Annotated in this window: 24 protein-coding genes and 1 tRNA gene; 13 read left to right on the top strand and 12 right to left on the bottom strand. The window is 67.0% G+C overall.

All coding sequences use genetic code 11. The annotated features are described in order from the left end of the window. Position 1: 1 nt before the first annotated feature. Together ACYQ7X_RS13850 and ACYQ7X_RS13845 are read right to left on the bottom strand one after the other, a co-directional pair. The gene (locus ACYQ7X_RS13850; protein ID WP_459697641.1) at positions 2-1321 is read right to left on the bottom strand and encodes a UDP-glucose dehydrogenase family protein; all 1320 of its coding nucleotides are present in this window, start codon (positions 1319-1321) and stop codon (positions 2-4) included. Positions 1322-1475: 154 nt separating this feature from the next. Next, positions 1476-3011 carry a TSCPD domain-containing protein gene (locus ACYQ7X_RS13845; RefSeq protein WP_459697640.1) on the bottom strand — a complete coding sequence of 512 codons (1536 nt, stop codon included), beginning with the start codon at positions 3009-3011 and terminating at the stop codon, positions 1476-1478. 175 nt (positions 3012-3186) lie between these two features. Between ACYQ7X_RS13845 and ACYQ7X_RS13840 the strand changes: the two genes are divergently transcribed. The 6 genes from ACYQ7X_RS13840 (at position 3187) to ACYQ7X_RS13815 (ending at position 8193) form a co-directional block, all read left to right on the top strand. Next, entirely contained in the window at positions 3187-3558 is a 372-nt protein-coding gene (locus ACYQ7X_RS13840; protein WP_459697639.1) for an NADH:ubiquinone oxidoreductase subunit NDUFA12, read from the top strand. 1 nt (position 3559) lies between these two features. Beyond that, on the top strand, positions 3560-4081 hold the full coding sequence (mlaD, locus tag ACYQ7X_RS13835; RefSeq protein ID WP_459697638.1) for an outer membrane lipid asymmetry maintenance protein MlaD: 522 nt from the start codon (positions 3560-3562) through the stop codon (positions 4079-4081). Beyond that, entirely contained in the window at positions 4078-4338 is a 261-nt protein-coding gene (locus ACYQ7X_RS13830) for a hypothetical protein (protein WP_459697637.1), read from the top strand. The genes mlaD and ACYQ7X_RS13830 overlap by 4 nt, the downstream gene beginning before the upstream one ends. Continuing rightward, entirely contained in the window at positions 4328-4948 is a 621-nt protein-coding gene (locus ACYQ7X_RS13825; RefSeq protein ID WP_459697636.1) for a DUF2155 domain-containing protein, read from the top strand. Before ACYQ7X_RS13830 ends, ACYQ7X_RS13825 begins: the two co-directional genes overlap by 11 nt. Positions 4949-5298: 350 nt before the next feature. Then, positions 5299-6378: an OmpA family protein gene (locus ACYQ7X_RS13820; protein ID WP_459697635.1), complete on the top strand. Its 1080-nt coding sequence runs from the start codon at positions 5299-5301 to the stop codon at positions 6376-6378. 309 nt (positions 6379-6687) lie between these two features. Further along, positions 6688-8193 carry a glycosyltransferase family 39 protein gene (locus ACYQ7X_RS13815; RefSeq protein WP_459697634.1) on the top strand — a complete coding sequence of 502 codons (1506 nt, stop codon included), beginning with the start codon at positions 6688-6690 and terminating at the stop codon, positions 8191-8193. On the opposite strand, the gene ACYQ7X_RS13810 is transcribed toward ACYQ7X_RS13815, so the two are convergent. The 4 genes from ACYQ7X_RS13810 to ACYQ7X_RS13795 form a co-directional block, all read right to left on the bottom strand. Next, entirely contained in the window at positions 8174-8335 is a 162-nt protein-coding gene (locus tag ACYQ7X_RS13810; protein ID WP_459697792.1) for a DUF2256 domain-containing protein, read from the bottom strand. The two genes, ACYQ7X_RS13815 and ACYQ7X_RS13810, sit on opposite strands and share 20 nt — an antisense overlap. Positions 8336-8355: 20 nt before the next feature. Beyond that, positions 8356-9873, bottom strand: coding sequence for a sensor histidine kinase (locus ACYQ7X_RS13805; RefSeq protein WP_459697633.1), 1518 nt, complete (start codon positions 9871-9873; stop codon positions 8356-8358). A 21-nt stretch (positions 9874-9894) separates the two neighbouring features. Then, positions 9895-10581 (bottom strand): winged helix-turn-helix domain-containing protein, encoded by a 687-nt coding sequence (locus ACYQ7X_RS13800; protein WP_459697632.1) that lies wholly within the window; start codon positions 10579-10581, stop codon positions 9895-9897. 80 nt (positions 10582-10661) lie between these two features. Further along, a complete protein-coding gene (locus tag ACYQ7X_RS13795; RefSeq protein WP_459697631.1) occupies positions 10662-11762 on the bottom strand; it encodes a S1C family serine protease in 1101 nt (366 codons plus the stop codon). 172 nt (positions 11763-11934) lie between these two features. On the opposite strand from ACYQ7X_RS13795, the gene ACYQ7X_RS13790 reads away from it, so the two are divergent. Continuing rightward, positions 11935-12279, top strand: coding sequence for a tRNA-binding protein (locus ACYQ7X_RS13790; RefSeq protein ID WP_459697630.1), 345 nt, complete (start codon positions 11935-11937; stop codon positions 12277-12279). Then, on the top strand, positions 12279-12767 hold the full coding sequence (gpt, locus tag ACYQ7X_RS13785; protein WP_459697629.1) for a xanthine phosphoribosyltransferase: 489 nt from the start codon (positions 12279-12281) through the stop codon (positions 12765-12767). Before ACYQ7X_RS13790 ends, gpt begins: the two co-directional genes overlap by 1 nt. A gap of 16 nt (positions 12768-12783) precedes the next feature. Here gpt and ACYQ7X_RS13780 read toward each other — a convergent pair whose 3' ends face one another. Further along, positions 12784-13998, bottom strand: coding sequence for a UbiH/UbiF/VisC/COQ6 family ubiquinone biosynthesis hydroxylase (locus ACYQ7X_RS13780; RefSeq protein ID WP_459697628.1), 1215 nt, complete (start codon positions 13996-13998; stop codon positions 12784-12786). Positions 13999-14244: 246 nt separating this feature from the next. Here ACYQ7X_RS13780 and ACYQ7X_RS13775 point away from each other — a divergent pair, with 246 nt between their 5' ends. Together ACYQ7X_RS13775 and ACYQ7X_RS13770 are read left to right on the top strand one after the other, a co-directional pair. After that, complete coding sequence (locus ACYQ7X_RS13775) at positions 14245-14583, top strand: P-II family nitrogen regulator (protein WP_459697627.1); 339 nt, start codon at positions 14245-14247, stop codon at positions 14581-14583. 83 nt (positions 14584-14666) lie between these two features. Beyond that, positions 14667-15929, top strand: a complete 1263-nt coding sequence (locus ACYQ7X_RS13770) for an ammonium transporter (RefSeq protein WP_459697626.1) — start codon at positions 14667-14669, stop codon at positions 15927-15929. A gap of 75 nt (positions 15930-16004) precedes the next feature. Here ACYQ7X_RS13770 and ccmB read toward each other — a convergent pair whose 3' ends face one another. Together ccmB and ccmA are read right to left on the bottom strand one after the other, a co-directional pair. Then, the gene (gene ccmB / locus ACYQ7X_RS13765; protein WP_459697625.1) at positions 16005-16673 is read right to left on the bottom strand and encodes a heme exporter protein CcmB; all 669 of its coding nucleotides are present in this window, start codon (positions 16671-16673) and stop codon (positions 16005-16007) included. Continuing rightward, positions 16670-17293, bottom strand: a complete 624-nt coding sequence (gene ccmA / locus ACYQ7X_RS13760; protein WP_459697624.1) for a heme ABC exporter ATP-binding protein CcmA — start codon at positions 17291-17293, stop codon at positions 16670-16672. Before ccmA ends, ccmB begins: the two co-directional genes overlap by 4 nt. A gap of 229 nt (positions 17294-17522) precedes the next feature. Between ccmA and acnA the strand changes: the two genes are divergently transcribed. Together acnA and ACYQ7X_RS13750 are read left to right on the top strand one after the other, a co-directional pair. Next, entirely contained in the window at positions 17523-20216 is a 2694-nt protein-coding gene (gene acnA, locus ACYQ7X_RS13755; RefSeq protein WP_459697623.1) for an aconitate hydratase AcnA, read from the top strand. A gap of 142 nt (positions 20217-20358) precedes the next feature. Continuing rightward, positions 20359-22443 (top strand): FUSC family protein, encoded by a 2085-nt coding sequence (locus tag ACYQ7X_RS13750; protein WP_459697622.1) that lies wholly within the window; start codon positions 20359-20361, stop codon positions 22441-22443. Positions 22444-22531: 88 nt separating this feature from the next. Here ACYQ7X_RS13750 and ACYQ7X_RS13745 read toward each other — a convergent pair whose 3' ends face one another. From ACYQ7X_RS13745 to ACYQ7X_RS13735, 3 genes are read right to left on the bottom strand one after another with little or no spacing between them, the layout of a single operon-like run. Beyond that, entirely contained in the window at positions 22532-22756 is a 225-nt protein-coding gene (locus tag ACYQ7X_RS13745) for a Trm112 family protein (protein WP_459697791.1), read from the bottom strand. A gap of 32 nt (positions 22757-22788) precedes the next feature. Next, entirely contained in the window at positions 22789-23457 is a 669-nt protein-coding gene (locus ACYQ7X_RS13740; RefSeq protein ID WP_459697621.1) for an LON peptidase substrate-binding domain-containing protein, read from the bottom strand. An 18-nt stretch (positions 23458-23475) separates the two neighbouring features. Further along, positions 23476-24408, bottom strand: coding sequence for a tetratricopeptide repeat protein (locus ACYQ7X_RS13735; protein ID WP_459697620.1), 933 nt, complete (start codon positions 24406-24408; stop codon positions 23476-23478). A gap of 222 nt (positions 24409-24630) precedes the next feature. Between ACYQ7X_RS13735 and ACYQ7X_RS13730 the strand changes: the two genes are divergently transcribed. After that, positions 24631-24705, top strand: a tRNA-Gly gene (locus ACYQ7X_RS13730). The last annotated feature ends 93 nt before the right edge of the window (positions 24706-24798 follow it).

The following is a 24798-nucleotide window of genomic DNA, read 5'->3' as shown; positions in this document are numbered from 1 at the left end:
TTCACGCCTGCGCTGCGGGCCGCCCGATCGAGCTATAGGCGAAACCGGCCGCGCGCATGGCCGCAGGGTCGAAGATATTGCGCAGATCGACGATGACCCGGCCTCGCATGAGGGATTCGAGCCGGGCGGGGCTCACCGCGCGGAACAGCGTCCACTCCGTCAGCACCACCAGCGCGTCAGCGCCCGCAACCGCGGCCAAGGCATCCCCTTCATAGACTACCCCGGGCGGCAGATGCGGCTTCGCCGCCTCCATCCCTTCTGGATCGAAGGCGTGAATCTCGGCCCCCTCCTCCACCAGGCGGCTGATCACCGGGATCGAGGGCGCATCGCGCATGTCATCCGTCTCCGGCTTGAAGGTCAGCCCCCAGACGGCGATCTTCTTGCCGCGCACCGAGCCGCCACAGGCCGCCGTTACCCTCCGCGCCATGGTGGATTTGCGAGCATCGTTCACCGCCACCACCGTCTCCACCAGGCGTTGCGGCGCGCCGGCATCCTGGCCGATGCGGGCCATGGCAAGCGTGTCCTTGGGGAAGCAGGAGCCGCCGAAGCCAGGCCCAGGGTGGAGGAATTTGCGGCCGATGCGGCCATCGAGCCCGATGCCGCGCGCGACATCATGCACATCCGCGCCGACCTTCTCGCAGAGATCGGCGACTTCGTTGATGAAGGTGACCTTCATGGCGAGGAAGGAGTTCGCCGCATATTTGGTGAGTTCCGCCGTTTCCACCGAGGTGACGATGATCGGCGTCTCGATCAGGAAGAGCGGCCGGTAGAGGGTGCGGAGCACCGCTTCCGCCCGCTCGCTCTCGACCCCGATCACCACCCGGTCCGGGCGCATGAAATCAGCAATCGCGCTGCCTTCGCGGAGGAATTCCGGGTTGGAGGCGACATCGAAATCGAGATCCGGGCGCGTCGCCCGCACGATTTCCGCGACCTGGCGCCCGGTGCCGACCGGCACGGTCGATTTCGTTACAATCACCGCGTAGCCGGAGAGCTTGCGGGCGACCTGCTCGGCCGCCTGATAGACGTAAGTGAGATCGGCATGGCCATCGCCGCGGCGCGTCGGCGTGCCGACGGCGATGAAAACGACCTCGCTGCCGCGGAGTGCCGCGTCCATGTCGCTGGTGAAAGACAGCCGCCCGGCGGCCACGTTATCGGCGACCAGCGTATCGAGCCCGGGCTCGAAGATCGGGATGCGGCCTTCCTGGAGCGCGCCGAGGCGCTTGGAATCGGCCTCGACGATCACGACCTCCATGCCGAACTGCGCGAAGCAGGCCCCGGAGACCAGGCCGACATAGCCGCCGCCGATCATCGTTATACGCACGCAAACCTCCTTGCCCGCCGCATCCGGCGCATTCCCAGACCTCGAGAACACAGCCTCGGGTCAAGGCCCTCAGGCCGACCAACCACACCATGTCCGGCTTGCGATGTCATCCCGCTGATTCTGTGACGGATCTGCGCCGCTTTTGCGGCGGGCTTCAGCCGACGAGGCGGAAGCGGCGGCGGCGCGTCTCGGGCGTATCCTCGGGCCAGTCGAGCGGCAGGGTGGGCGCCGCCTCGCTTGCGGAGGCGCCATGGGCGAAATCGGCCTCGTCCGGCTCCGGCAGGATCTCGCCCAGATAGGTCTCGGCCAAATGGCGGAAGACGTAGTCGAGCGCGGAGGTGGCAAGCGCGATCTGCCCATCTCCCTCCACCGGCCCCGCCGCGCCGAAGCGCGACCCGGCGAAAGCCTCGACGAAGGCGCGGAGCGGCACGCCATGCTGCAGCCCGATGCTCACGGCGCTCGCAAAAGCATCCATCAGGGCGCGATAGGCGGGCGTCTCCCGCTGCAGGGTAATGTCGATCTGGCCGAGCTGGCCGCCGGGATATTCCGCCGTCTGCAGATAGAGGCGGTGGCCGCCGATCGTCACCCGCTGCATCATGCCGCTCCGCCGGCGCGGCAGATCGACCGCATGGGCAGGGAGCGGGCCAGCGTGCCCTTGCGTCTCGTCCATCTTTCCTTGGCTGCGGTCCCGCGGCACGGCGGGGAGCGGCAGGAGCGGCAGAAGCGCCGCGCGCATGGCGGCCGCAGCCTCCGCCCCCGGCAAGGCGAGCGGCGCATCGCCACCGAGCGTCGCGGCGAGGGCCGCCTCGGCGGAAAGTCCGCGCGCCGCGAGCAGACCCCGCGCGGCGCCCGTCAGCCGCCCCGCGCCGTCGATCCGGGCGAAGGCCGGGGCGTAGCCCGTGGTCTCCACGCCGAGCAGCAGTTCCGCCATATCCGCCGGCGTCAGAGCCACCACCTGGGCATGCGCGCAACCGCCGAGATGCGCGGCGGCGTGAAAGGCTTCCGCCGCCGCCGCGGCAAGCGGCGCCGGGCAGGAGGCCAGGGCCGGGCATTGCCACATATCGGGCAACAGTTGCGGCCCGGCCGCATCGGCGAGCCGGGCGGAGGCGCATTCGGCGCGGCCACGCAGCAGCGTCGCGATCGCTGCCGCGACATCCCGCGCCGCGGCGCCCTCATAGGCGAGGCCCATGCGGGCGAGCAGACCATCGAGATCGGCGAAGCCCACCGCGAGACGCCGCGCGCCGGGGTGAATGAGCGCGAGGCTGAGCGCGCCCCATTCCGCCGCCACGGCGAAGGCCGCGTGATCGAAGCCGCTCTCAGCGTCATGAAAGGCGGGAAGATTGAGCACGAAGCGTGGCGGCGTCTCCTGAGGCGCGAGCCCCGGGCGCCAACTGGCGAGGCCAGGCGCGCCACGGCGGCGCAGGAGCAGATCGTGCAGGCGGGCGCAGACCTCCTCGGCCGCCCCAAGCCCGGCCGCATCGGCCCGCGCGGCGGCGAGGCCGATCCACCGCCCAGCTTCCTCCGGCAGGCTCACACGCCGGGTGCCGGGCTCTGCCAGTTGGGCCACCGCCATGGCAGCCGCCGGCTCCCAGGCGGCAGGAAGCTGGACCTGCAGGGCCGCCGCATCCGGATCGGGCGCCGCCTCTACCCAGCGCAGCCGCACACCATGCCAAGCTTTGTTCGTCTTCATGCCGGCAAGCTAACGCATTCAAACGACTCGGGAAAGCATCATCTAGGGGTCGGGCAACAGGCAATCCACAAATTCTAGATGGCGACCCGCCCGGTGCGGGGCGCCGTCGCATCTTTGCCGCGCCCGCATAGAAGCCCGGATGGACCAGCGGCGAGGCATCGCCTATAGAGCGGCTATGAAGCTCGCGAAGATCGGTTATATCGGCACCTCCCTGTTTACCCGGCTGCGTGGACGCGCCGTCGGCAAGGACGGGTTCGGCAACCGCTATTTCGAAGAGAAATCCGCCCGCCCCGGCCTGCGGGCCCGGCGCTGGGTGGTCTATGGCGGGCCGATCGAGGCGACCACGGTGCCGCCCGAATGGCATGCCTGGCTGCACTACACCACCGATGCGCCGATCCCCGAGACCGCGCGCCGGCCTTGGATGAAGCCGCATCTCCCGAACCGCACCGGCACGCCGTACAGCTATCGCCCGGCAGGACACGATTATCGCGGCGGCCACCGGCATCGGGCCACGGGCGATTATGACGCCTGGGCGCCGGGCGAATAACATGGCGCGGCGTAATGCCGCCGAGGTTCTGGCGGGTCTCGTCGTTCTCGTCGTCGCGGCTGGGTTTCTCGCCTATGCCTTGGCGACCTCCGGCGCCGCCTCGATCCCCGGCAATATCTACACGGCGAGCTTCGATCGTATCGACGGGCTCTCGGTCGGCTCCGATGTGCGCATGGCGGGTGTCAAGGTCGGCACCGTCACCGAAACCGCGATCGACCCGCAAACCTACCTCGCCAAAGTGGACTTCACCGTGGCGAAGGATATCGCCCTGCCGACCGATAGCTCGGCCGCCATCGCCAGCCAGAGCCTGCTTGGCGGGAAATACCTGTCGCTGGTGCCGGGCGGATCAGAGACGATGATCAAGCCGGGCGGCGCGATCACGGTCACCCAGGGCTCCGTCAGCCTCGAAGATCTCCTGGGTAAGTTCATCTTCAGCGTGACCGACCTGGTCTCATCCCTCAAGAAGAATAGCGCGACCGGCACGAGTGGCGGTTCCGGGCAAAGCCAGGGCTCGGCGCCGTGACGGGTGCCGGCGGTGCCGACCGGATCGACCCGGCGGCTGATCTCTGGCCCGGTGCGAATGGCCAGCCTGTCGATTGCCGCGAGAAGCTGCGCATGCTGCGGGCCAATGATGCCGAGCTGACCCAGGTGTTGCGGGACGGTTTCGAGGATGCGGTTCTTATGGGCGTCGATGCCACCGCCTTGCGCGCTTATCTCCACAGCCTGGTCGATCAGTTGCAAGACCCGCGCCGACCGCCGGAGAGCCAGGATGCGGGATGAGCGCGGCGCGACGATGCGCCCCCTCACACGATGCCTTGGCCTGCTCGTCGGCCTGGGCCTTATCACCGGCCCGGCCGTGCCGGCCTTGGCCCAATCGACCGCGCCGACCGCACCCGCGACGACAGTGGCACCCGATGCCGGCGCCGCGGCCGGCGCGATCCAGGATCAGCCCCTGCCTCCCCCACCCAATACGAGCGAATCGAATCTGCTCGGCCCGGGCAGCCAACAGGCCCCGGCGCCGATGACGGTGCCACCCGCGCCGGAACCGCCGCCCGGTACGCATAACCCGATGGTCCCCGCGCCCACCGCCTGGGCCGCGAAAACCAGTGCCGATCTCCTGATCCTCGACAAGATCTATGGCAGTTCGAAGCGGATGACGGCGACCGTGGGCACGCCCTTCGCGGTGCGCTTTCTCACCGTGACGGTTCTCGCCTGCTGGGTGCGCCCGCCGAACATGCCGCCTGACGCCGCCGCCTTCGTGCAGGTGGTGGACACGCATGCGCCCGCCGGCTCTCCGCCCGAATTCAAAGGCTGGATTTTCGAGGCCGAGCCGGCTCTTTCCGGTGTCTCCGATTCAGCGACCGATATCTCGCTGACCGGCTGCCACTGAACCCTTTAGCGCGCCGCCCGATGGTGTTTTCTCGCCAAATCGGCCTTCCGGCGCCTGCCTCTTCGCGCCACTCACGGGTTAGTGTTTCAGACATCGGTGCAGCGCAATTTTGTCGCCTTCCGCACCGATCGCATCCCTGCGTATAAGGGACGGAATTCTTTAGAGTTTTTCCAGCTTTTGCGATGCCGGGCATCACTGTTGCCATTTTGTCACTGTGTGACGGAAACGCAGCGAAAAGGCTGGGAAAGCCCGTGGAAGATGGTAAATCTAGGCGCACCGAACAGCAGGCAACGCTTCTGCGCGACCCGCCCGGGCTGAATGGTATGCGTCGGTCAAAGAGGAGAAGTAGAATGAAGCTCCGCAGCGCGCTTATGGCGGCGACTGTGTTGGCGGTTCCGGCTTTCGCACTTCCTAGCCTTGCGAAGGCCCAGCCGATCACTGGTCTCTATGTCGGCGCTGGCGCCGGCTATAACTATCAGGGTACTCAGAAGGTGACCTCGGCTCCGGGTGGTCTCGGTGGCAGCCGCATCTTCTACAAGGGCGGCTTCACTGGCGAGGCGAGCCTCGGCTACGGCCTCGGCAACGGTCTGCGCTTCGAAGTCGAAGGCATCTACCTGCGCGATCAGAACAAGCAGTGGAAGCCGGGCTACATCGACCCGAAGTTCGACTACCATGGCTACACCCAGAAGTACGGCGGGTTCGTCAACGCGCTGTATGACATCGACATCGGCAGCCCCTACATCTACCCGTACATCGGTGCCGGCGCCGGCTACCTCTGGACGGGCATGAAGGATAACTCCGTCGATACCGCGGGCGTCACCAACATCAACGGCACCCATGGCAGCTTTGCCTACCAGGGCATCGTTGGCTTCTCGGTTCCGGTTCCGCCGGCTCCGGGCCTGTCGATCACCGCGCAGTACTCCTACATCGGGCAGACCGGCAAAGAGAGCTTCAACGGCTCTTACAACGGCGCCCCGGCCTCCTACACCTTCGGCCCGGTTTCCAACCAGACCGTCATGGTTGGCCTGCGCTACGCCTTCAACACCCCGTCCCCGCCCCCGCCGCCGCCCGCTCCGGTTGTGGCCCCGGCCCCGGCCCCGGCTCGTACCTACCTCGTCTTCTTCGACTGGGATAAGTACAACCTGACGCCGCGCGCCAAGGAAATCATCGCCGAGGCGGCCGCGAACTCGACCCACGTGCAGTACACGCAGATCCAGGTTAACGGCTACACCGATACCTCGGGCACGCCGTCCTACAACATGGGCCTGTCCATCCGCCGTGCGAAGAGCGTGCAGGCTCAGCTGATCGCCGATGGCGTTCCGGCTTCCGCGATCTCCATCGCCGGCTACGGCGAGACCCATCTGCTGGTTCCGACCGGCCCGGGTGTTCGCGAGCCGCAGAACCGCCGCGTCGAAATCATCATCAAGTAATTTCCTGCAAAGGACGTTACCGCGTGGTGGAGGGCGCCCTGGCAACAGGGCGCCCTTTTCTTTTGCCCGGACTATCGGCAGCGCGACCCTGGCTGACGCATCGCTGGGCCAGAGCGGCCCAAGCCCGAGCGGCTTGACCAGCCTGACACCTGCGCCTCACCGGCCAACCTGCAGAAAAGCCCTTGAGCCTCTCCGCACGCCCATCGCGGGCAAGCCGCGCGCGAAAGATGCTTCATCCACGCGCTCGGGAAGGCTATGCCTGCGCCACGCCTCTGAGGCACCGGATAAATCGGATGTATTGTGCGCACGATGATGTTTGACGCTGCCCTCCGCCCCAGCGGAACACGAAGCCCTGATGCCGCAGAGCCCAGCCCTTATGCGATCCTCGGAATTCTCCTGGCCTTCGTCCTCATCTGGACGGGGTTCTTCTCAATTACGGAAGCGCCCGTTGCCATCAAGCACGATATGGCGGAGGCCTATGCCTGGGGGCGGCAATTCCAGCTCGGCTACAATCAGCACCCGCCCTTCTGGGCGGCGGTCTGCGGCATCTGGTTTCGCATCTTCCCCCGCAGCCTCTGGGCCTTCGCGGCACTCAGCAGCCTCAATGCCGGCATCGGCCTGCTCGGCGCCTGGCGGGCGATCGGCAATTTCGCCACCGGTTTCCGCCAGCGGGCCGCCTGGGCGCTGCTGCTGCTGACCCCGCTCTATACTTTCTACGCCTATAAATACGACGCCAACATCATCTTCATCTCGATCTGGCCCTGGACCCTGCATTTCTTCATGCGCTCGCTGCAAGGGCGGCGGGCGAAGGATGCGGCCTGGCTCGGCCTCTGCGTCGGGCTCGCGATGATGTCCAAATACTACGCGCTGATCCTGGTCGCGACGCTGTTCCTCGCCGCTTTGCAGCACCCCTCCCGGCGCCGGTATTTCGCCTCGGCTTCGCCCTGGCTATCGGTTGCGATCGCCGGGGCGATCTTCGCGCCGCATGTCTGGTGGGCGGTGGAAAACCGCGCGCCGCCGCTGCACTATCTCGTCAGCCGGCTCGATTGGCCATGGTCCTGGGTGAAGCATTACGCGATCGACGCCTTCTTCAGCGTCATCGGGATGAATATCAGCGCGGTGGTGATCGTGGCGCTGGCGCGGTGGCGGAGCCGCGAGGCCCGCGGCCCGGCCGACCCGATGCGGGGCGTGGTGGCGACGCTGACGCTGATGCCCTTCCTGCTCACCATGGTGAGCGGTATCGCGACCCGCACCCTCATCACCTCCGAGATGATGATCGGGACCTTCCCGCTTCTGCCCCTGCTCGCGATCGACCTCGCGCGGCTCTCCGATTGCCGGCGGCTGTTCCGCCTCACGGCGCCCCTGGCGGTCGCGCTCGCCCTCGGTGCCTTGATCACCGCGCCCGCCTTTGCCTGGTGGCGCACCTGGCACTCCCCGGCAGCGATGAAGGTGCAGCCTTTCCAGGAAGTTGCCGCCGTGGCCACCCACATCTGGCATGAGAAGACGGGGCTGCCGCTGGAATACGTCGCCGGCTCCTCCTGGTACGACAACGAAACCGCCTTCTACAGCAAGGACCGGCCACACAGCTTCGTCAACTTCAACTACTTCGAGAATTTGTGGGTGACGCCGGCGGCCATCGCCCGGCACGGCTTGCTCTCGATCTGCCTGACGACCGACCAGCAATGCCTCGCGAACACCGCGCAGTTCCTCACCCCGAAAGCGAGCCGGACCACGGTAACGCTCGCCCACCACTTCTGGGGGCATGTCGCGCGCCCGGTTTCCTTCGTCATCACGGTCATTCCACCGCGGGTTTGAGCGGCCCGCCTCCCCGCCGATCGCGGCAGGCATCGGAGCAGTAGAGCACCTCCGCCCAGACCTTGGCCCATTTGCGCCGCCACACGAAAGGGCGGCCGCAGGTGGCGCAGGTCTTTGCCGGCAGATCCGCCTTCTTCCGCATCTTTGGCACGGCGCCGCCCCTTACGCAGAGCCAGCGCCAGGAGCCGCCGGATCGTCGGGAGAGACGGGGAGAGGGGCAGCCGCCGTCGGCTCCGCCTGCGCGACCGCTCGCTCCGCCCGCGCCAAGCGACGGCTGGTGCTGAACTCGGCCGGCAGGGAGATCACGGCGCGCACGCCCGGATGATTGTCCTGCAGGTCCAGCGTGCCGTTATGCAGCTGAACCACCGCCTGGACGAGCGATAGGCCGAGCCCCGAGCCTGGCGTGCTGCGGGCGCTTTCGCCGCGATAGAATCGCTCGGTCACCCGCGCGCGGTCCTCCGGCGGAATGCCGGGGCCCGAATCGGCGACGACGATCTCGATCCGGTCGCCCAATCGCCGCGCGCCGAGCAGGATCGGCTTGCCTGGGGGAGAGAATTTGAGAGCGTTCTCCAAAAGATTGGCGACGGCCTGCTGCAACAGGTCGTGATCGCCGAACACGGGCAAAGGCGGCTTGGCGAGAAAGTCGATCTGCAGCCCCTGCTCCTCCGCCGCCGCGCCGTAAAGCTCATGCATATCGGCGAGCAGCGGATGCAGATCGAGCGAGGCGAAGGCCGAGCGCCGCGCTCCGGCCTCGATCTCGGCAATGCGCAGCAGGCCCTGGAACACCGAGACGATGCCATCGAGATCGGAGGTCGCCCGCTCGATCGCGGCGAGAAGGTCGCTCGCATCGCGCGCATGCAGCGCCGCATCTTCGAGCCGTGCCCGCGCCCGCGTAATCGGTGTGCGCAGATCATGGGCGATGGCGTTGGAGACCTGGCGCACGCCATCCATCAGCCGGGCGATCCGGTCCAGCATGTCGTTGATGGTCTCGGCCAGACGGTCGAACTCATCGCCCCGCCCGGAGATGCGTACCCGGTTGGAGAGATCCCCACGGGAAATCGCATTGGCGGTGGCCGAAACGTCGGCGAGGCTGCGGCGGAACAGGCTTTGTATGGCGATGGCGCCAGCGAAGCCGAGCGTGATCATGACCAGCACCGCCCAGAGGAGCCCTGCCGTCAGGAGCGAGCGGAGCTTGGCGCGCGAGCCGATATCCCGCCCGATGAGCAGATGAAAGCCGCCCGGCAGATCGAAGCGGCGCAGGCGCGCCAAGGCGCTGCGGCCTGCACGCTGGACGGAAAGCTCGAACCAGGTATCCGCGCCCGAAACCTCGTTGGGCCAGGCCGCGAGGTTGCCGGCAAGCAGGTGGTAATCATTGTCCACCAGCAGATAGATCGCATTCTCGTCCACATTCTGCGCAAGCCGGTCCTGGATGGTGAGGATCAGCGCCGGAATGCCGCCCTCCTGGTAGCGTTCACCCAAGCCCTGCGCATCGGCGTTGATCGCCGCTTCCACCTGGCGGTTGAGCAGCCCGGCCGTCGCCCACCACAGGAAGATCGCCAGCGCGACGGCGCTGAGGCCGAAGATCACCGCATAGAGGGCCGCGAAGCGCAGCCCGGCGGAGCGCAGCAACCGGCTCTCCCGCAACTCGCTCAGCGAGGGGATGCCGGGGATGAGCCGCATCACGCCACGCCCGGCCGCGGCCTAGCCCTCATTATCCGGCCGCATGATGTAGCCGGCATTGCGCACGGTATGCAGCAGCGGTTTCGGGAAGGGCTTGTCCACCTTCTGGCGGAGGCGGGAGACATGCACGTCGATCACGTTCGTCTGCGGGTCGAAATGATAATCCCACACGCCTTCGAGCAGCATCGTTCGGGTGACGACCTGGCCCGCATGGCGCATGAGATATTCGAGAAGGCGGTATTCCCGCGGTTGCAGGTCGATCTTCTGCCCGGCGCGTTTCACGCTGCGCGAGAGGAGATCCATCTCCAGATCGCCCACGACCAGGCGGGTGACCGGGCTGTCGGACTTGCCGCGCCGCGTCAGCGCTTCCACGCGGGCGAGCAGCTCCGCGAAAGCGAAAGGCTTGGTGAGATAGTCATCCCCTCCCGCCTTGAGACCCTTGACCCTGTCATCCACCTGGCCGAGGGCCGAGAGGAACAGCACCGGCACCTTGTTTTCCTGCGCGCGCAGCGTTTCCAGCAGGCGCAGACCATCCACCCCGCCGGGGAGCATGCGGTCCAGAATGATCGCGTCGAACTGCTCGCTCGCCGCCATGAAGAGGCCGTCGCGCCCGTTGGCGGCGTGTTCCACCACGTGATTCGCCTCGCGCAGGCCCTTCATGACGAAGCCGGCGACATCGCGGTCATCCTCAACCAGCAGAATCCGCATTCCCCTATCCCCTCACTGGCCCGGTTCATGGCCGCGCTCGGAACGATCCGAAGCGCAGGCGCATGCCGGATGATTGCCCATCATGGTGCGCTTGTCTCGGGCCGCAAGCCTACCGTTACATCGGCGGTGAAGGCATGCCCGCGGCGGCGCAGCCGCAGCGCCGCGCGCCGCCCGGGGTGGATCTCGGCGATCGCGCGGATGAGGCCGAGCGCGGAGCCGACCGGCCGCCCGTTGACGCTCTCGATCACATCCCCCACCTGCAGCCCGGCGCGGGCCGCGGGGCCGCCGCGCTCGATCGTGGTGATCCGCACGCTTGCCCCGCTATTCCCACTATCCTCGACGCCGACGCCAAGCCAGCCGCGATCGAGATGGCCGTGGGCGCGGATCTGGGCGACGACGGATTGCGCGATCTTGCTCGGGATCGCGAAGCCGATGCCGACCGAGCCGCCGGTCGGCGAGATGATGGCGGTCGTCACGCCGACGACGCCACCGGCCATATCAAAGGTCGGGCCTCCGGAATTGCCTGGGTTGATCGGCGCGTCGAGCTGCAGAAAATCGTCGAACGGGCCGCTCATGATATCGCGCCCGCGCGCCGAGATGATCCCCGCCGTGATCGTGCTGCCGAGACCGAAGGGATTGCCGGCGACCAGGATCCAATCCCCCACTTCGACATCGTCGGAATTGCCCCAATGCACGGCCGGCAGCGGCCCCCTCGCCGCCACTTTGAGCACAGCGATATCCGTCAGCTGATCGACGCCGAGGACACGTGCCGGCAGCTGGCTGCCGTCATTGAGAGAGACGATGATCTTGCTCGCCCCGTTCACCACGTGATCGTTGGTCACAATGATGCCGGACGGGTCGATGATGAAGCCCGAACCGGCACCGAGCACCTTGCCGTGGCGATCCGGGATGGGCGGCTGGTCGCCCTGGTCGCTCGCCTCAGCGGCGGCCGCGGCGGCGCTCTCCGTCACGGAAATGCTGACGACCGCCGGCAGCACGAGCTTGGCGAGGGCGCGAAAGCTCGGCGGCCCGTTCTGCGCCAGCGCCCCCTGGCCGCCGGCGCAACCGGCGAGGAGCACGAGCAGCAGAAGGCAGAGACGGGGCGCTGCCGGGAGAATTGCCCAAGCAGCACCTGGCCCCCGCTCCCGCAGATTGCCTGCGCGCACCATCACCGCGTTCATCCCGCCCCTTTTCGCCCGCCATGGCCACCCTGCCAGCCGGAACCTCGCTCACCGCCGAGCTTTAGCGGCTTCCGCCGCCAAGCTCCATCCACCGCGCAACCCCTGGCCTCACCGGCCCCGATTGCGCCATTCTTTCATCGCAGCGCGATTCGCATTCAAGGGATTCTGGCTCATGGCGGGCAGCACGGTCACGATCGAGGACTTCGAGGCGATCGACATCCGCGTCGGCACCGTGACCGAGGCTCAGGCCTTCCCGGAAGCGCGCAAGCCGGCCATCAAGCTGTGGATCGATTTCGGGGAGGGAATCGGCATCAAGCGCTCCTCCGCCCAGATCACCCTGCACTACGCCCCCGATCAGCTGATCGGGCGGCAGGTCTGCGCGGTGGTGAATTTTCCGCCCCGGCGCATCGGCCCATTCGTCAGCGAGGTCTTGACCTTGGGCCTGCCGGATGCGCAAGGCGGGATCGTTTTGATCGCGCCGGATTTCAAGGTGCCCGACGGGGGAAAGCTTTTCTGATGGCCCAGCAATATTACACGGTCACCTGGGACCAGTTGCATCGCGACGCGCGGGCGCTCGCCTGGCGGCTTATCGACCAGGGGCCGTGGCGCGGCATCGTCGCCGTCACCCGCGGCGGGCTTATCCCCGCCGCCATCATCGCCCGCGAATTGGAGTGCCGGCTGATTGAGAGCGTCTCGATCGAGACCTATCAGGAGGAGCAGATCGGCCGTCCGGTGGTCACCAAGGCACCGACGGCGGCCGGGGATGGCGAAGGCTTCCTCATCGTCGATGATCTGGTCGATACCGGCACCACAGCGCGGGTGGTGCGCAGCCTCCTGCCGAAAGCGCATTTCGCCACCGTTTATGCGAAGCCGCTCGGCAAGGATGCGGTCGATACTTTCGTCACCGAGGTCAGCCAGAAGACCTGGATTCTATTCCCCTGGGATACCGATGCCGCGCCGCAATTCGTTGCCCCCATCGCGCGGACGCCGAAGGCCGAGGGCTGAAGCCCCGCCCCTCGTCTCAACCGATGCCCATCGCACGGCGCATGAAGAACCGCTTGACCGGCGGCAGGCGATGGACCGTCGCGATACCGAGATCGCGCGCCGCCCGCACCAGCGGGTGATCGTTGCTGAACAGCCGGTCGAGCGCATCGGTCGCGGCCAGCATGGCGAGGTTGTCCGGCCGGCGCTGGCGCTGATAGCGGGCGAGGAGCGCGGCATCGCCGAGATCGCCCCCCTCCGCCTGGGCTTCGATGAGCAAGGCGGATAGCGCCATCGCGTCCCGCAGGCCAAGGTTGAAGCCTTGCCCCGCGATCGGGTGGATGCCATGCGCCGCGTCGCCAACCAGCGCGAGCCGCCGATCGACATAGCGCGTGGCGAGGAGGGCGGAGAGCGGATAGACCCAGCGCTTGCCGAGCAGCCGGATGGCGCCGAGATGGCCGCCGAGCCGCCGCGCCACCTCCCGCGTGAAGGCCGCTTCCGGCAGGCGGGCAAGAGCCTCCGCCACCGCGGTCTTCTCGGTAAAGACGATCGCCGAGACGTGCGGCGCCTCCGGCAGTGGCCCGAGAGGCAGCTGCGCGAAGGGGCCGCCCGGCAGGAAATGCTCGAGGGCGGTATTCTCATGCGGCGCATCATGGGCGATGGCGCAAACCACCCCGCTCTGCCGGTACGGATAGCGGATGACCGGGATGCCCGCGGCCGCACGCTGCGGGCTGCGTCGCCCTTCCGCGCCGACGACCAGGGCCGCCGTGAAAGCCCGCCCGTCCGCAAGCGTGATCTCGGCACCCTCCGCATCCCGCCGCACCCGTGCTTCGGCCGGCGCGATGAGCGTGATGCCCTGGCCTGCGTGCAGGCGCCGGTTGAGCGCGACGCGGAGCGCCCGCGCCTCGACCATCCAGCCGAAGGGGCCGGCCTCCGCGCCGAGTTCCCGGCGATCGAAATGTAGGAAGAGCGGTGAGGCTGGCTGTCCCGGCCGGCCATCGGAGACATGGATCTGTTCGATCGGGCAAGGCAAGATCGGCAGCGTCTGCCACAGCCCGGCCTCTTGCAACAGAGGGACCGAGCCCGCGGCGATCGCATAGGCACGGCCGTCGAAATCCGGATCTTCCATCGGCGGCAGGGCGGCACGGTCGATGATCAGAACGTGCAGCCCGGCTTCGGCCATCCGGCAAGCGAGGGCTGCGCCCACCGGGCCTGCGCCCAGGATACAGAGATCGAAATGCTCGTTCAGGCTCATCGGCTACCCCTTCTCTTCTCCTCTCTATACGCGCGGGCCGGGCAGGCGCGAAGCAGAGCAGCCTCACCACCGTCTCTTGCCTAAAAATTATGCAGGGATGCTCACGCGAAAGAGATAACGCGCCGGGAATAAGCCCAGCCGGCTCCTCCGCGCTTTGGCACGGCTCTTGAATACCTCCCGTGCGGGAATACGGGCCTCGCCCTTTTGGCGCGGACCAGGACTGAGCCACGAAGAGAGGAGGCCGAGATGAAATTGGTCATGGCCATTATCAAGCCGTTCAAACTCGACGATGTGCGCGAAGCGTTGACCCCGCTGGGCGTGCAAGGACTGACCGTGTCCGAAGTCAAAGGCTTCGGCCGCCAGAAGGGACAGACGGAGATCTACCGCGGCGCGGAATACCACGTGAACTTTCTGCCGAAGGTGAAGATCGAAGTCGCCGTTCCCTCCGAACTCGCCGAACAGGTGGTCGAAGCGATCATGAAAGCCGCGCATACCGGCAAGATCGGCGACGGCAAGATCTTCATCATGGAAGTCGAACGCGCCGTGCGGATCCGCACGGGTGAACTCGACGCAGAAGCTCTGTGAAGGAAACCCGGATGACTGGACTATCCATGCTATCCTCAAAAACCTCCCGGCGCCTATCCCGGGCCTTGCCCCTGGCGCTGCCGATGCTGGCGCTTTCGGCTCCGGCTTTCGCGGCGGACGCGCCGAAGATCGACACCGGCAATACGGCCTGGATGCTTGCCTCCACGGCGCTGGTGCTGATGATGACGATTCCGGGCCTCGCCCTCTTCTACGCCGGCATGGTGCGCAAGAAGAACGTGCTGGCGACCCTTATGCAGTCCTTCGCGATCTGCTGCCTCGTCACCATCGTCTGGTGCGTCTGCGGCTACAGCCTCGCCTTCACCAACGGCAACGCCTATATCGGCGACCTCTCCCGCTTCATGCTGAATGGCTTCGGCAAGACCTGGGACAAGGACTTCTTTCTCGGCACCAATGATCAGACGATCCCCGAGAGCGTCTACATGATGTTCCAGATGACCTTCGCGATCATCACCCCGGCCCTCATCTGCGGCGCCTTCGCCGACCGTATGAAGTTCAGCGCCATGTGCGTCTTCATGGTCGTGTGGTCCATCGTCGTCTACAGCCCGATCGCGCATTGGGTGTGGTCTGCCACCGGCTGGGCCGGCGCCCTCGGCGTGCTTGATTTCGCGGGTGGCACGGTCGTGCATATCAATGCCGGCGTCGCGGGCCTGATGTGCGCCCTCGTGCTCGGCAAGCGCGTCGGCTACGGGCATGACAACATGCACCCCTACAACGTCGGCTATGCGATGATCGGCGCGAGCCTGCTCTGGGTCGGCTGGTTCGGCTTCAACGCGGGTTCCGCGGTCGCCGCCAACGGCCGCGCCGGCATGGCGATGGCCGCGACGCAGATCGCGACCGCCGCCGCCGCCCTCGCCTGGATGTTCGCCGAATGGATCACCAAGGGTAAGCCGAGCCTCCTCGGCATCGTCTCCGGCGCGGTCGCCGGCCTCGTCGCCATCACCCCCGCCTCCGGCTTCGTGCTGCCCGGCCCCTCGATCATCATCGGCGTCGCCGCGGGCGTCGGCTGCTACTTCTTCTCGACCACGGTGAAGAACTTCTTCGGCTACGATGACAGCCTCGACTGCTGGGGCGTGCATGGCATCGGCGGCATCATCGGCGCGCTGCTCACCGGTGTCTTCGCCTTCGGGCCCCTCTATGGCGGCACCGGCGGCAGCTTCCACCAGCTGCTGATCCAGTGCGTCGGTGTCCTCGCGACCCTGGTCTGGTCGGGCGGCATGTCCTTCGTCATCCTCAAGATCATCGACATGACGATGGGCCTGCGCATCACGCGGGACGAGGAAGTCGAAGGCATGGATATCACGCTGCACGGCGAGCAGATCGTCTAACCTCGGCCCCGCTAGGTCGGAGCCTGCGGGAAGCCCCGGAAGAGCAAGCTCTTCCGGGGCTTTTTCATGCCTAGCCTACTCTACCGCCGCCCTGAGCGCGGCTCCGGCGGCCCAAGGGCAGAGCGGCAGGCAGAGGCAGAGATAGGCGCAGAGGATGAGAAAGGCCGGATGCGCTGCGAGCCCGGTGCCGGATGCGCCGGCCGCAGCCGTGCCGAAGATGAGGATCGGGGTCACCAATGGCAGAACGAGCAGCGGCAGCAGCACACCGCCGCGGCGCGCGCCGATCACCAGGGCGGCGCCGAGGCTGCCGAGCAGCGACAAGGTGAGCGTGCCGGGCAGCAGGCTGAGCAGCAGCGGGAGCACCCGACTTCCCGGCAGGCGCAGCATGATGGCGGCGGGTGCCGCCGCGAGCAGCAGCGGCAGCCCGGTGGAAAGCCAATGGGCGGCCGCCTTGATGAGCGCGACGACACCGCCCGGCAAGCCCTGCAACAGCAGCAGATCCAGCGAGCCATCCTCGAAATCGGCACCGAACAAGCGGTCCAGCGGCAGAAGTGCCGCGAGCAGGGCGGCGATCCACACCGCCCCGGGCGCAAGCGCGCGCAACTGCCCGGCATCCGGCCCGAGGCCGAGCGGGAAGAGCGCGACGACGAGGAGGAAGAAGAGCAGCGCCGCGACGCTATCGGCGGCGTGGCGATAAGCGAGGCGCAGCTCGCGCAGCAGGAGCCGGAGAACCGCCGCCTTCATACGAGATCGAGCCGTGCCGCCTGCGGCAAAGGCAGATCGACATGGGTGGCGGCGATCACCATGCCGCCCGCGGTCCGATGCGCGGCGAGGAGCGCGCCCAATTGGCCGATCGCCTTGCTATCCAGCGCGACCGTCGGCTCGTCGAGCAACCAGAGCGGCGCCTCCGCCAGGATCAGGCGGCAGATCGCGAGGCGCCGGCGCTGGCCGGCCGAAAGCATGCGGCTCGGCAGATCCGCGAAGGCGTCCATGCCCATAGCGGCAAGCGCCGCCATCCTCTGCCCCTGCCCCAGACCGGCGCCACTGGCATGCGCCGCGCGCTGCCAAGGCGCGAGATTTTCAGCGACCGTCAACCCCGGCTTGATCCCGTCCTGATAGCCGAGCCAGCCGATGCGGAGGCCGTGCAGCGGCAGATCATCCAGCACATTGCCGCCATCCCATAAAAGCCGCCCCGCCGCCGGCCGCAGGAAGCCGGCGAGCAGGCGGAGCAGCGTGGTCTTGCCGGCGCCGTTCGGCCCGTGCAGGAGAAGCGCCTCGCCCGGGCGGAGCGTGAAGCTCACCTCCTGAAGCACGAGATGATCGCCGCGAAAGGCCGCGAGCCGCTCCGCCTCCAGCAAACTCACGCTCTCTCTCCCTTCGCGCGCCGGACCTGGCGCGGCCCGCCATGGTCCCATGGTTTAGGCCGCGACCGATCGACCGCAAAGCGGCGCCGGCCGCCTATCACGCACCCGCGGCAAACATGGCGGCTCTTTATGCCTGCGGCGTGGACCCAAGGCGGCGGGTATGGTTTAAGCCTCTTGGATTCTTGGCGCCTCCCGCGCGGGAGCGCTCCTCCTATAGGGACACAGCAGCATGAAGATGAGCGGGCAGGACAGTCTGGGCACGAAGCAGACGCTCGATGTCAGCGGCAAGCGCTACACCTACTTCTCCATCCCCGCCGCTGAGAAGCGCCTTGGCGACCTCTCCCGCCTTCCCGTCAGCCTCAAGGTGCTGCTCGAGAACATCCTCCGCTTCGAAGACGGCCGGACCTACAAGGTGGAGGATGCCGAAGCCATGGCCGGCTGGCTTGAGGCCGGCACCTCCAGCCGCGAAGTGCCGTTCCGCCCCGCCCGCATCCTGATGCAGGATTTCACGGGCGTGCCGGCGGTCGTCGATCTCGCTGCCATGCGCGATGGCATCCTCAAGCTCGGCGGCAATCCGGACAAGGTGAACCCGCTCATCCCAGTGGACCTCGTGATCGACCATTCCGTGCAGGTCGATGTCAGCGGCACAGCGGACAGTCTCGAAAAGAACGTCGATATCGAGTTCGAGCGTAATGGCGAGCGCTATACCTTTCTCCGCTGGGGCCAGGGCTCTTTCGACAATTTCGGCGTCGTGCCACCCGGCACCGGCATCTGCCATCAGGTGAACCTCGAATACATCGCCCAGAACGCCTGGACCGCCGAAGCCGATGGCGAAACCTATGTCTATCCCGATACGCTCTTCGGCACCGATAGCCACACGACGATGGTCAACGGCCTCGGCGTGCTCGGCTGGGGCGTCGGCGGGATCGAGGCTGAAGCCGCCATGCTCGGCCAGCCGATCGCCATGCTCATCCCTGATGTGATCGGCTTCCGCATCACCGGCAAGCTGAAAGAGGGCGTGACGGCGACCGACCTCGTGCTGACGGTCACGCAGATGCTGCGTAAGAAGGGCGTGGTCGGCAAATTCGTGGAATTCTTCGGCCCCGGGCTGGACCATATGCCGCTCGCCGACCGCGCGACGATCGCCAATATGGCGCCCGAATACGGCGCCACCTGCGGCTTCTTCCCGCTCGATAAGCTCGCCGTCGAATACATGCGGCTGACCGGCCGGACGGATGAGCGCATCGCCCTGGCGGAGGCCTATGCCAAGGCGCAAGGCTTGTGGCGTGATACGACGACGCCCGACCCGGTCTTTACCGACACGCTGGAGCTTGATCTTTCGACCGTCGAACCGTCGATCGCCGGGCCGAAGCGCCCGCAGGATCGGGTGGCGCTGAAGGATGCCTCCTCCGCCTTCAAGGCCGAACTCACCAAGGGCCTCGGCGTGCCGGCCAATGATACCGGCGTGCATGCGAAGGTGGGCGACCGCAACTACACCATCACCCATGGCGATGTGGTGATCGCGGCCATCACCAGTTGCACCAATACCTCCAACCCCTATGTGCTGGTGGCCGCCGGCCTCGTGGCGCGCAAGGCGCGCGCGCTCGGCCTCACGCCCCGCCCCTGGGTCAAGACCTCGCTCGCCCCCGGCTCCCAGGTGGTGACGGAGTATCTGGAGAAGTCTGGCCTCTCCGCCGATCTCGACGCGCTCGGCTTCCAGACGGTCGGCTATGGCTGCACCACCTGCATCGGCAATTCCGGCCCGCTGGATGAGGAGATCGTGGACGCGATCGAGAGCAACAAGCTCGTCGCCGTCTCCGTGCTCTCCGGCAACCGCAACTTCGAAGGCCGGGTGCATCCGAATGTGCGGGCGAATTATCTCGCGAGCCCGCCGCTGGTCGTCGCCTACGCGCTCCTCGGCACGATGAACGAGGACATCACGACAACCGCGCTTGGATCAACGCCCGATGGCAAGCCGGTCTATCTCAAGGACATCTGGCCGACCGCGGACGAGATCAACGGCATCGTCGGCAGCACGCTGAGCCGCGGAATGTTCCAGGCCCGCTATTCGGATGTGTTCAAAGGCCCCCGCCAGTGGCAGGAGATCGAGGTCGAAGCCGGCAGCAAGACCTATGCCTGGAACGACAGTTCGACCTATGTCCGCAACCCGCCCTATTTCGAGGGCATGACGATGACGCCCGCAGCCGTGGGCGATATCACCGGCGCCCGCATTCTCGCGGTGCTCGGCGACAGCATCACAACCGACCACATCAGCCCCGCCGGCAGCATCAAGAAGAGCAGCCCGGCCGGCGAATATCTGCTGCAGTATCAGGTGCAGCAGAAGGACTTCAACAGCTACGGCGCGCGGCGCGGCAACCATGAAGTGATGATGCGCGGCACCTTCGCCAATATCCGCATCAAGAACGAGATGGCGCCCGGAACCGAGGGTGGCGTCACCACGCATTACCCGTCCGGCCGCGTCATGCCGATCTATGATGCCGCGATGCTCTACAAGGCCGAGGGCACGCCCCTCGTCGTCTTCGGCGGCAAGGAATACGGCACCGGCTCCTCGCGCGATTGGGCGGCCAAGGGCACCATGCTGCTCGGGGTGAAGGCGGTGATCACCGAGAGCTTCGAGCGCATCCACCGCTCCAACCTCGTCGGCATGGGTGTGCTGCCCTTGACCTTCAAGGACGGCATGGACCGGAAAAGCCTGCAGATCACCGGCCAGGAGACGCTCGATATCCTCGGCCTCGAGGAGTTGCGCCCACGCATGGACCTCACCCTCGTCATCCACCGGCCGAGCGGCCAGCGGGATGAGGTGAAGCTGCTCTGCCGCGTCGATACGCTCGATGAGGTCGCCTATTACCAGCATGGCGGCATCCTGCATTACGTGCTGCGCGAAATGGCCAAGGCGGCCTGATCGCGCGGAGCGCCCGCCTGGCCTCTCGGAAAGCCGCGCGGCCCCGCCGCGCGGCTTTTTCTTTGGCGGCAATCCTGCCCCTGGGCGCGGCGCCGCTTCCCCCTCATAAAGAGGGCTTGGCCGAGATGAGTGCTGCTCCTTCGTGACCGATCTCAGACGTTCCTCCTTCACGATCGACCTGACCGGCTTCAGTATCCAGGAGGGGGTGCGCGCGGGGCTCTCGGTCGCCGCCCTCGTGGTTCTGCACGCCTGGTTCGATTTCCCGCTGCTGCTGCTCACCGCACTCGGCGCCTTGCTGACCTGCCTGGCCGATGCCGGCACGCCGGGCGAGGAGCGACTGCCGCCGCTCTTCGCCTTCACCCTGTTCGGCTGCCTCATCGGCATTCTCTACGGCCTTGCCCGGGCACAAGGGCTATGGCTTGCCGTGCCGCTCGCCGGGATCGGCATCGCCTGCGCGAGCTTCGCGCGAATCTATGGCCCGTCCGGGATGCAGGTAGGCAATCTGCTGTCCGTCTGGATCGTGCTGGCGGTGGATATCCCGCAGCCGAGCCTTTCGCATGCCGTGATTTCAGGCGGAATGTTCGCGGCCGGATCGCTTTGGGCGATCGTGCTCACCAGCCTGATCTGGCGCATCCAGCCGACCGTGCCGCTGCGCCATGGGATCGGCGATTGCTATCGCGCGCTCGCCGCCATGATCCAGGACATGCGCGATATCCTGGCAAGCCGCCTCAGCGATGAGGAGCGTGCCGCCCGCTGGGAGCACAATGGCCGCGTGTATCGCGGAGGTGGCCGCGCCGCGATCGAGACGGCGCGCATCAACATCCTCGATTTCGCCCGGGTGCATGGCAATGGCGAACCGCGTGTCAGCCGCGCCTGGCTCCGCCTCGAAGCGCTCGACCAGGCCTTCGCCGCCGTCAGCGGCCTCGCGGATATCCTCGATGCCGAGCATGTGCCCAACCGCGCCCTCGCCCTCGCCCTGCTGCGCCATCTGCGCAACGAAATCCTCGTGCTCGCCCATAGCAACGATGCCGATCGTGCGCCGGATATTGCGCGCATGACGCAGAGCCTGCAGCGGATCGGTGCCCTGCTCGGCCAGCTCAGCGCCTATGACCCGCTGCGCCGCCTGGGCGAAACCGTGACCGAGCGCCTGTTCGTCACCGTCACCCTCTCAGCGCCGGAAAACCTCCGCCCAGGGTCTTTGCCCGACGGCAAGCCGGCTCTCGGCTGGCGCGAGCGGCTCTGGGCGCCGATCCGCGCCAATCTCGACGGTTCCTCTTCCCATCTTCGCCATGCCGGCATGGCGGGCTTCGCGGCGCTGCTCTGCCTCTCCTATACCCTTCAGAACGAGCATGAATATGAGCGCTGGCTGACGATCACGCTGCTGATGACGATGCAGCCGCATTTCAGCCTCACCTGGCAGCGGATGCTGGAGCGGATCGGCGGCACGGTGCTGGGCGGGCTGATCGCCGCCCTGCTGAGCCTCGCGCTGCATACCCCGCTCACCGTCAGCCTCGCGATGTTCCCCCTGGCGGTGATCGCCTTCACGCTGCGGAAGGTCAGTTTCGGGCTCTTCCTGGCTGCGCTCACACCCATGATCATCCTGCTGGTGGAGGCGGCCACGCCCGGCGCTTCGGAGGTCACCATCGCGCTGATGCGGGCGCTCTACACCGTCATCGGCGGCGCGCTCGCGCTTGTCTGCAGCCTCGCGCTCTGGCCCGGGCGGCAGCCGCAACGGGCCCTTGGCGAAGTGCGCGCCGCAATCGCGCTGCACGCCCGCTTCATCGATATCGTCTTGGGCGAACTGCTGGGCGAGGGCAGCGCCGCCCAATCGGATGCCATCCGGCGCGAGGCCGGCATTGCCAGCAACTCTCTGGAATCGGCGCTCAGCCGCAGCATGCTGGAGCCGCGCCTGGTGCCGAACCGCCATCTCAACGCAGCCCTCACGATCGACGCGGCCCTGCGGCGCATCTCCGGTCGTCTGACGGTGCTGCGCGTGGTCTGGCCGGCCGGAACCCCAGCGCCCCCTGCCCTCGCCCTTTGGCGGCGCTGGGCGGTTGACAGCCTGGCGGGAATGCTCAGCCATCCGCCGGGCAGCCGCCTCGCCCCCGTTCTCGCCCCCCGGCCCCGCTTCGAAGAGCAGGTGCCGGCGCCCGTGGCCGATGCCCTGCTCCGCCTCAGCCGGCAGATCGAGCTCATCGCCGGCACCTTGCCAAAACTCGATAGCTAGGCTGAGTTTTCGGCCGCAAAGATCACCGGACCACGCGAAACGACATCCGGGTTAGACTTCTGGCTCGGCCGGTCGTTCGGCCATAATCTCAGCCGTCGATTACCCGCGCCTCATCGGCCAGCATGATCGGGATCCCGCCGCGAATGGGATAGGCGAGGCCAGCCGCCCGGCTGATCAGTTCGTTCCGCGCGCGGTCATAGACCAGAGGCTGCTTGCTGACCGGGCAGACCAGGATTTCGAGCAGGCGCGGGTCCACCGGCTGTTCGGCCGCGCTCTGCTCCGCCTGCGCCAGGCTCTCGGTATCGGCCGGCATCGGCGCGATGGGGTCGGTCATGGTTCTATCCTTCAGCTCAGCCGCGTCGTGCCGCTTTCCGGATCCTGCGCATGCAGGCCGAATGTCAGCAATGCCTGCAGAATCCTGCCCCGCTCCTGCAAGGAGCCTGCTTCGAGAAGCGCCTGCTTCTCCGAGGGTTCGAACGGGCACATCATGCAAAGCGCCGTCAGCAGGTCTTCGTCCTCAAGCGCGTTCACCGCCTCCCAATCCGCACTCAGCTGATGGCGGGCGAAATAGCCTTCGAGCGAGGTGAGAAGCTCCTCGCGCGGCAGGTCCAGAGGCTCCGCCACCCCGGTGAGATCCGCGCGGTAAGGCTCGTAATCCACCCGCAGCCGCCGGAAGCCGAGGCGCAGCGGTAATTCTTCCTCCACCACGAACCGGGTGAGGCCCAGCAGCGAGAGGATGATGCGTCCGTCCTCCGTCTCGGCGAAAGAGGTGATCCGGCCGAGGCAGCCGACGCGAAACAGCGCGGGGCCGGTCTCCTCCTCGGGCCGCATCGCATCCGGTTGGATCATGCCGAACATCCGGCCATGCGCCATGGCCTCTTCGACCATCGCGAGGTAGCGCGGCTCGAAGATGTTGAGCGGCAGGCGGCCGCCCGGCAGCAGCAAGGCACCCGGCAAGGGGAAGACCGGAATCTGCCGCGGCAGCTGGCCCGGCGCTGGATGGAACGGCCTCATCCCGGATGCCATGGCGCTTCAGCTGAACAGCAGGGCGGAGAGGCGGCGGCGGGCGGCGATGGTGACCGGGTCTTCCAGGCCCCAGGCCTCGAAGAATTTAAGCAGCTGCCGCCGCGCCGCATCGTCGTTCCAGCCGCGCTGGCGTTTCATGATATCGAGCAGCGCGGTGGCCGCCTCCTCACGGCGGCCAGTGGCATTGAGGGCGGTCGCCAATTCGTAGCGCGCCTCATGGTCGTCCGGATCGGCGGCGAGCCTTGCTTCCAACTCACGCAGCTGGCCGGAGGCGCGGCGCCCCTCCATCGCGAGCGCAAGCGCGCTGCGGGCGCCGGATACCTCGGCATGTTCCGCGATCTTGGCCGGGACTTGGCCGAGCAGCGTCTCCGCCTCCTCTTCCCGGCCGGCGGCCAGCAAAAGCCGGATGAGCCCACCCCAGGCTTCCGGGCTCTCCGGCTCCTCCTGCATCAGCGCCTGGAACAGTTCGGCAGCGGTTTCGAGATCCCCTTCCTCCTGCGCGGCCCGCGCTGCTTCGAGCAGATCCGTCGCCGGCATCGAGCCGCCCGCCATCTTGAGCAGCGCCTCGACGAAGCGGCGAAGCTCGCTCTCCGGCAGTGCGCCCTGGAACACATCCGCGATCTGCCCCTGCCAGAAGGCGACGACGGTGGGCACGGATTGGAGGGGGATGCCGAGTTGCATGAGCTGGGAGACGAGCGCCCGGTTCTGGTCGATATCGACCTTGACGAGCCGCACCCGGCCCCCGGCGGCGGTAACCACCTTTTCCAGCGCCGGGGTCAGCGTTTTACACGGCCCGCACCAAGTGGCCCAGAAATCGACGATGACCGGAAGGCGGCGCGATGCTTCGATCACCTCTTTCATGAAGGTCGCCTGGGTGGCATCGAGGATGAAGGGCTCCTGAGCGCCTTGCCCGGCGGGTTGGCCGAATGTGAGGTCCATGGCTGATCGTCCGTCTCTATGAGCGTTGCGGCGGATCATAATGCGGTTCGCGGTCATTCCAAAATGGACCAGGGGCCGCTCGGCCCGAAGCCGGCAAGGCGCCGCAGCGGAGCGCCCCGGCGGTTGCTCGCCAGGACGTGCGGGCGAGCTAGGGGGTTACATGCATGGCGGGGCTGCTCTTGCATTTGCCGAGCACCCCGCATAAAACCCGGCTCACGGAGCGCGGGCGTAGCTCAGGGGTAGAGCACAACCTTGCCAAGGTTGGGGTCGAGGGTTCGAATCCCTTCGCCCGCTCCAGATTTCCTTTGTCCAGTCTGGACAGATAGGTAACACCTTGTTCCTAAGAGATGGGTGACAACCTCGTGCCGAACGGGTTGTCGATGGGTTGCA

The organism is Acidisoma sp. C75, assembly GCF_054665095.1.
This window is presented reverse-complemented; position numbering and strand designations above follow the sequence as displayed.

Coding starts and splice junctions, on each gene's coding strand:
- ACYQ7X_RS13845 (WP_459697640.1), bottom strand. CDS start 3,011: ATGAAGACGAACAAAGCTTGGCATGGTGTGCGGCTGCGCTGGGTAGAG.
- ACYQ7X_RS13840 (WP_459697639.1), top strand. CDS start 3,187: ATGAAGCTCGCGAAGATCGGTTATATCGGCACCTCCCTGTTTACCCGG.
- mlaD (WP_459697638.1), top strand. CDS start 3,560: ATGGCGCGGCGTAATGCCGCCGAGGTTCTGGCGGGTCTCGTCGTTCTC.
- ACYQ7X_RS13825 (WP_459697636.1), top strand. CDS start 4,328: ATGCGGGATGAGCGCGGCGCGACGATGCGCCCCCTCACACGATGCCTT.
- ACYQ7X_RS13820 (WP_459697635.1), top strand. CDS start 5,299: ATGAAGCTCCGCAGCGCGCTTATGGCGGCGACTGTGTTGGCGGTTCCG.
- ACYQ7X_RS13815 (WP_459697634.1), top strand. CDS start 6,688: ATGATGTTTGACGCTGCCCTCCGCCCCAGCGGAACACGAAGCCCTGAT.
- ACYQ7X_RS13810 (WP_459697792.1), bottom strand. CDS start 8,335: ATGCGGAAGAAGGCGGATCTGCCGGCAAAGACCTGCGCCACCTGCGGC.
- ACYQ7X_RS13805 (WP_459697633.1), bottom strand. CDS start 9,873: ATGCGGCTCATCCCCGGCATCCCCTCGCTGAGCGAGTTGCGGGAGAGC.
- ACYQ7X_RS13800 (WP_459697632.1), bottom strand. CDS start 10,581: ATGCGGATTCTGCTGGTTGAGGATGACCGCGATGTCGCCGGCTTCGTC.
- ACYQ7X_RS13795 (WP_459697631.1), bottom strand. CDS start 11,762: ATGAACGCGGTGATGGTGCGCGCAGGCAATCTGCGGGAGCGGGGGCCA.
- ACYQ7X_RS13790 (WP_459697630.1), top strand. CDS start 11,935: ATGGCGGGCAGCACGGTCACGATCGAGGACTTCGAGGCGATCGACATC.
- gpt (WP_459697629.1), top strand. CDS start 12,279: ATGGCCCAGCAATATTACACGGTCACCTGGGACCAGTTGCATCGCGAC.
- ACYQ7X_RS13780 (WP_459697628.1), bottom strand. CDS start 13,998: ATGAGCCTGAACGAGCATTTCGATCTCTGTATCCTGGGCGCAGGCCCG.
- ACYQ7X_RS13775 (WP_459697627.1), top strand. CDS start 14,245: ATGAAATTGGTCATGGCCATTATCAAGCCGTTCAAACTCGACGATGTG.
- ACYQ7X_RS13770 (WP_459697626.1), top strand. CDS start 14,667: ATGCTGGCGCTTTCGGCTCCGGCTTTCGCGGCGGACGCGCCGAAGATC.
- ccmB (WP_459697625.1), bottom strand. CDS start 16,673: ATGAAGGCGGCGGTTCTCCGGCTCCTGCTGCGCGAGCTGCGCCTCGCT.
- acnA (WP_459697623.1), top strand. CDS start 17,523: ATGAAGATGAGCGGGCAGGACAGTCTGGGCACGAAGCAGACGCTCGAT.
- ACYQ7X_RS13745 (WP_459697791.1), bottom strand. CDS start 22,756: ATGCCGGCCGATACCGAGAGCCTGGCGCAGGCGGAGCAGAGCGCGGCC.
- ACYQ7X_RS13740 (WP_459697621.1), bottom strand. CDS start 23,457: ATGAGGCCGTTCCATCCAGCGCCGGGCCAGCTGCCGCGGCAGATTCCG.
- ACYQ7X_RS13735 (WP_459697620.1), bottom strand. CDS start 24,408: ATGGACCTCACATTCGGCCAACCCGCCGGGCAAGGCGCTCAGGAGCCC.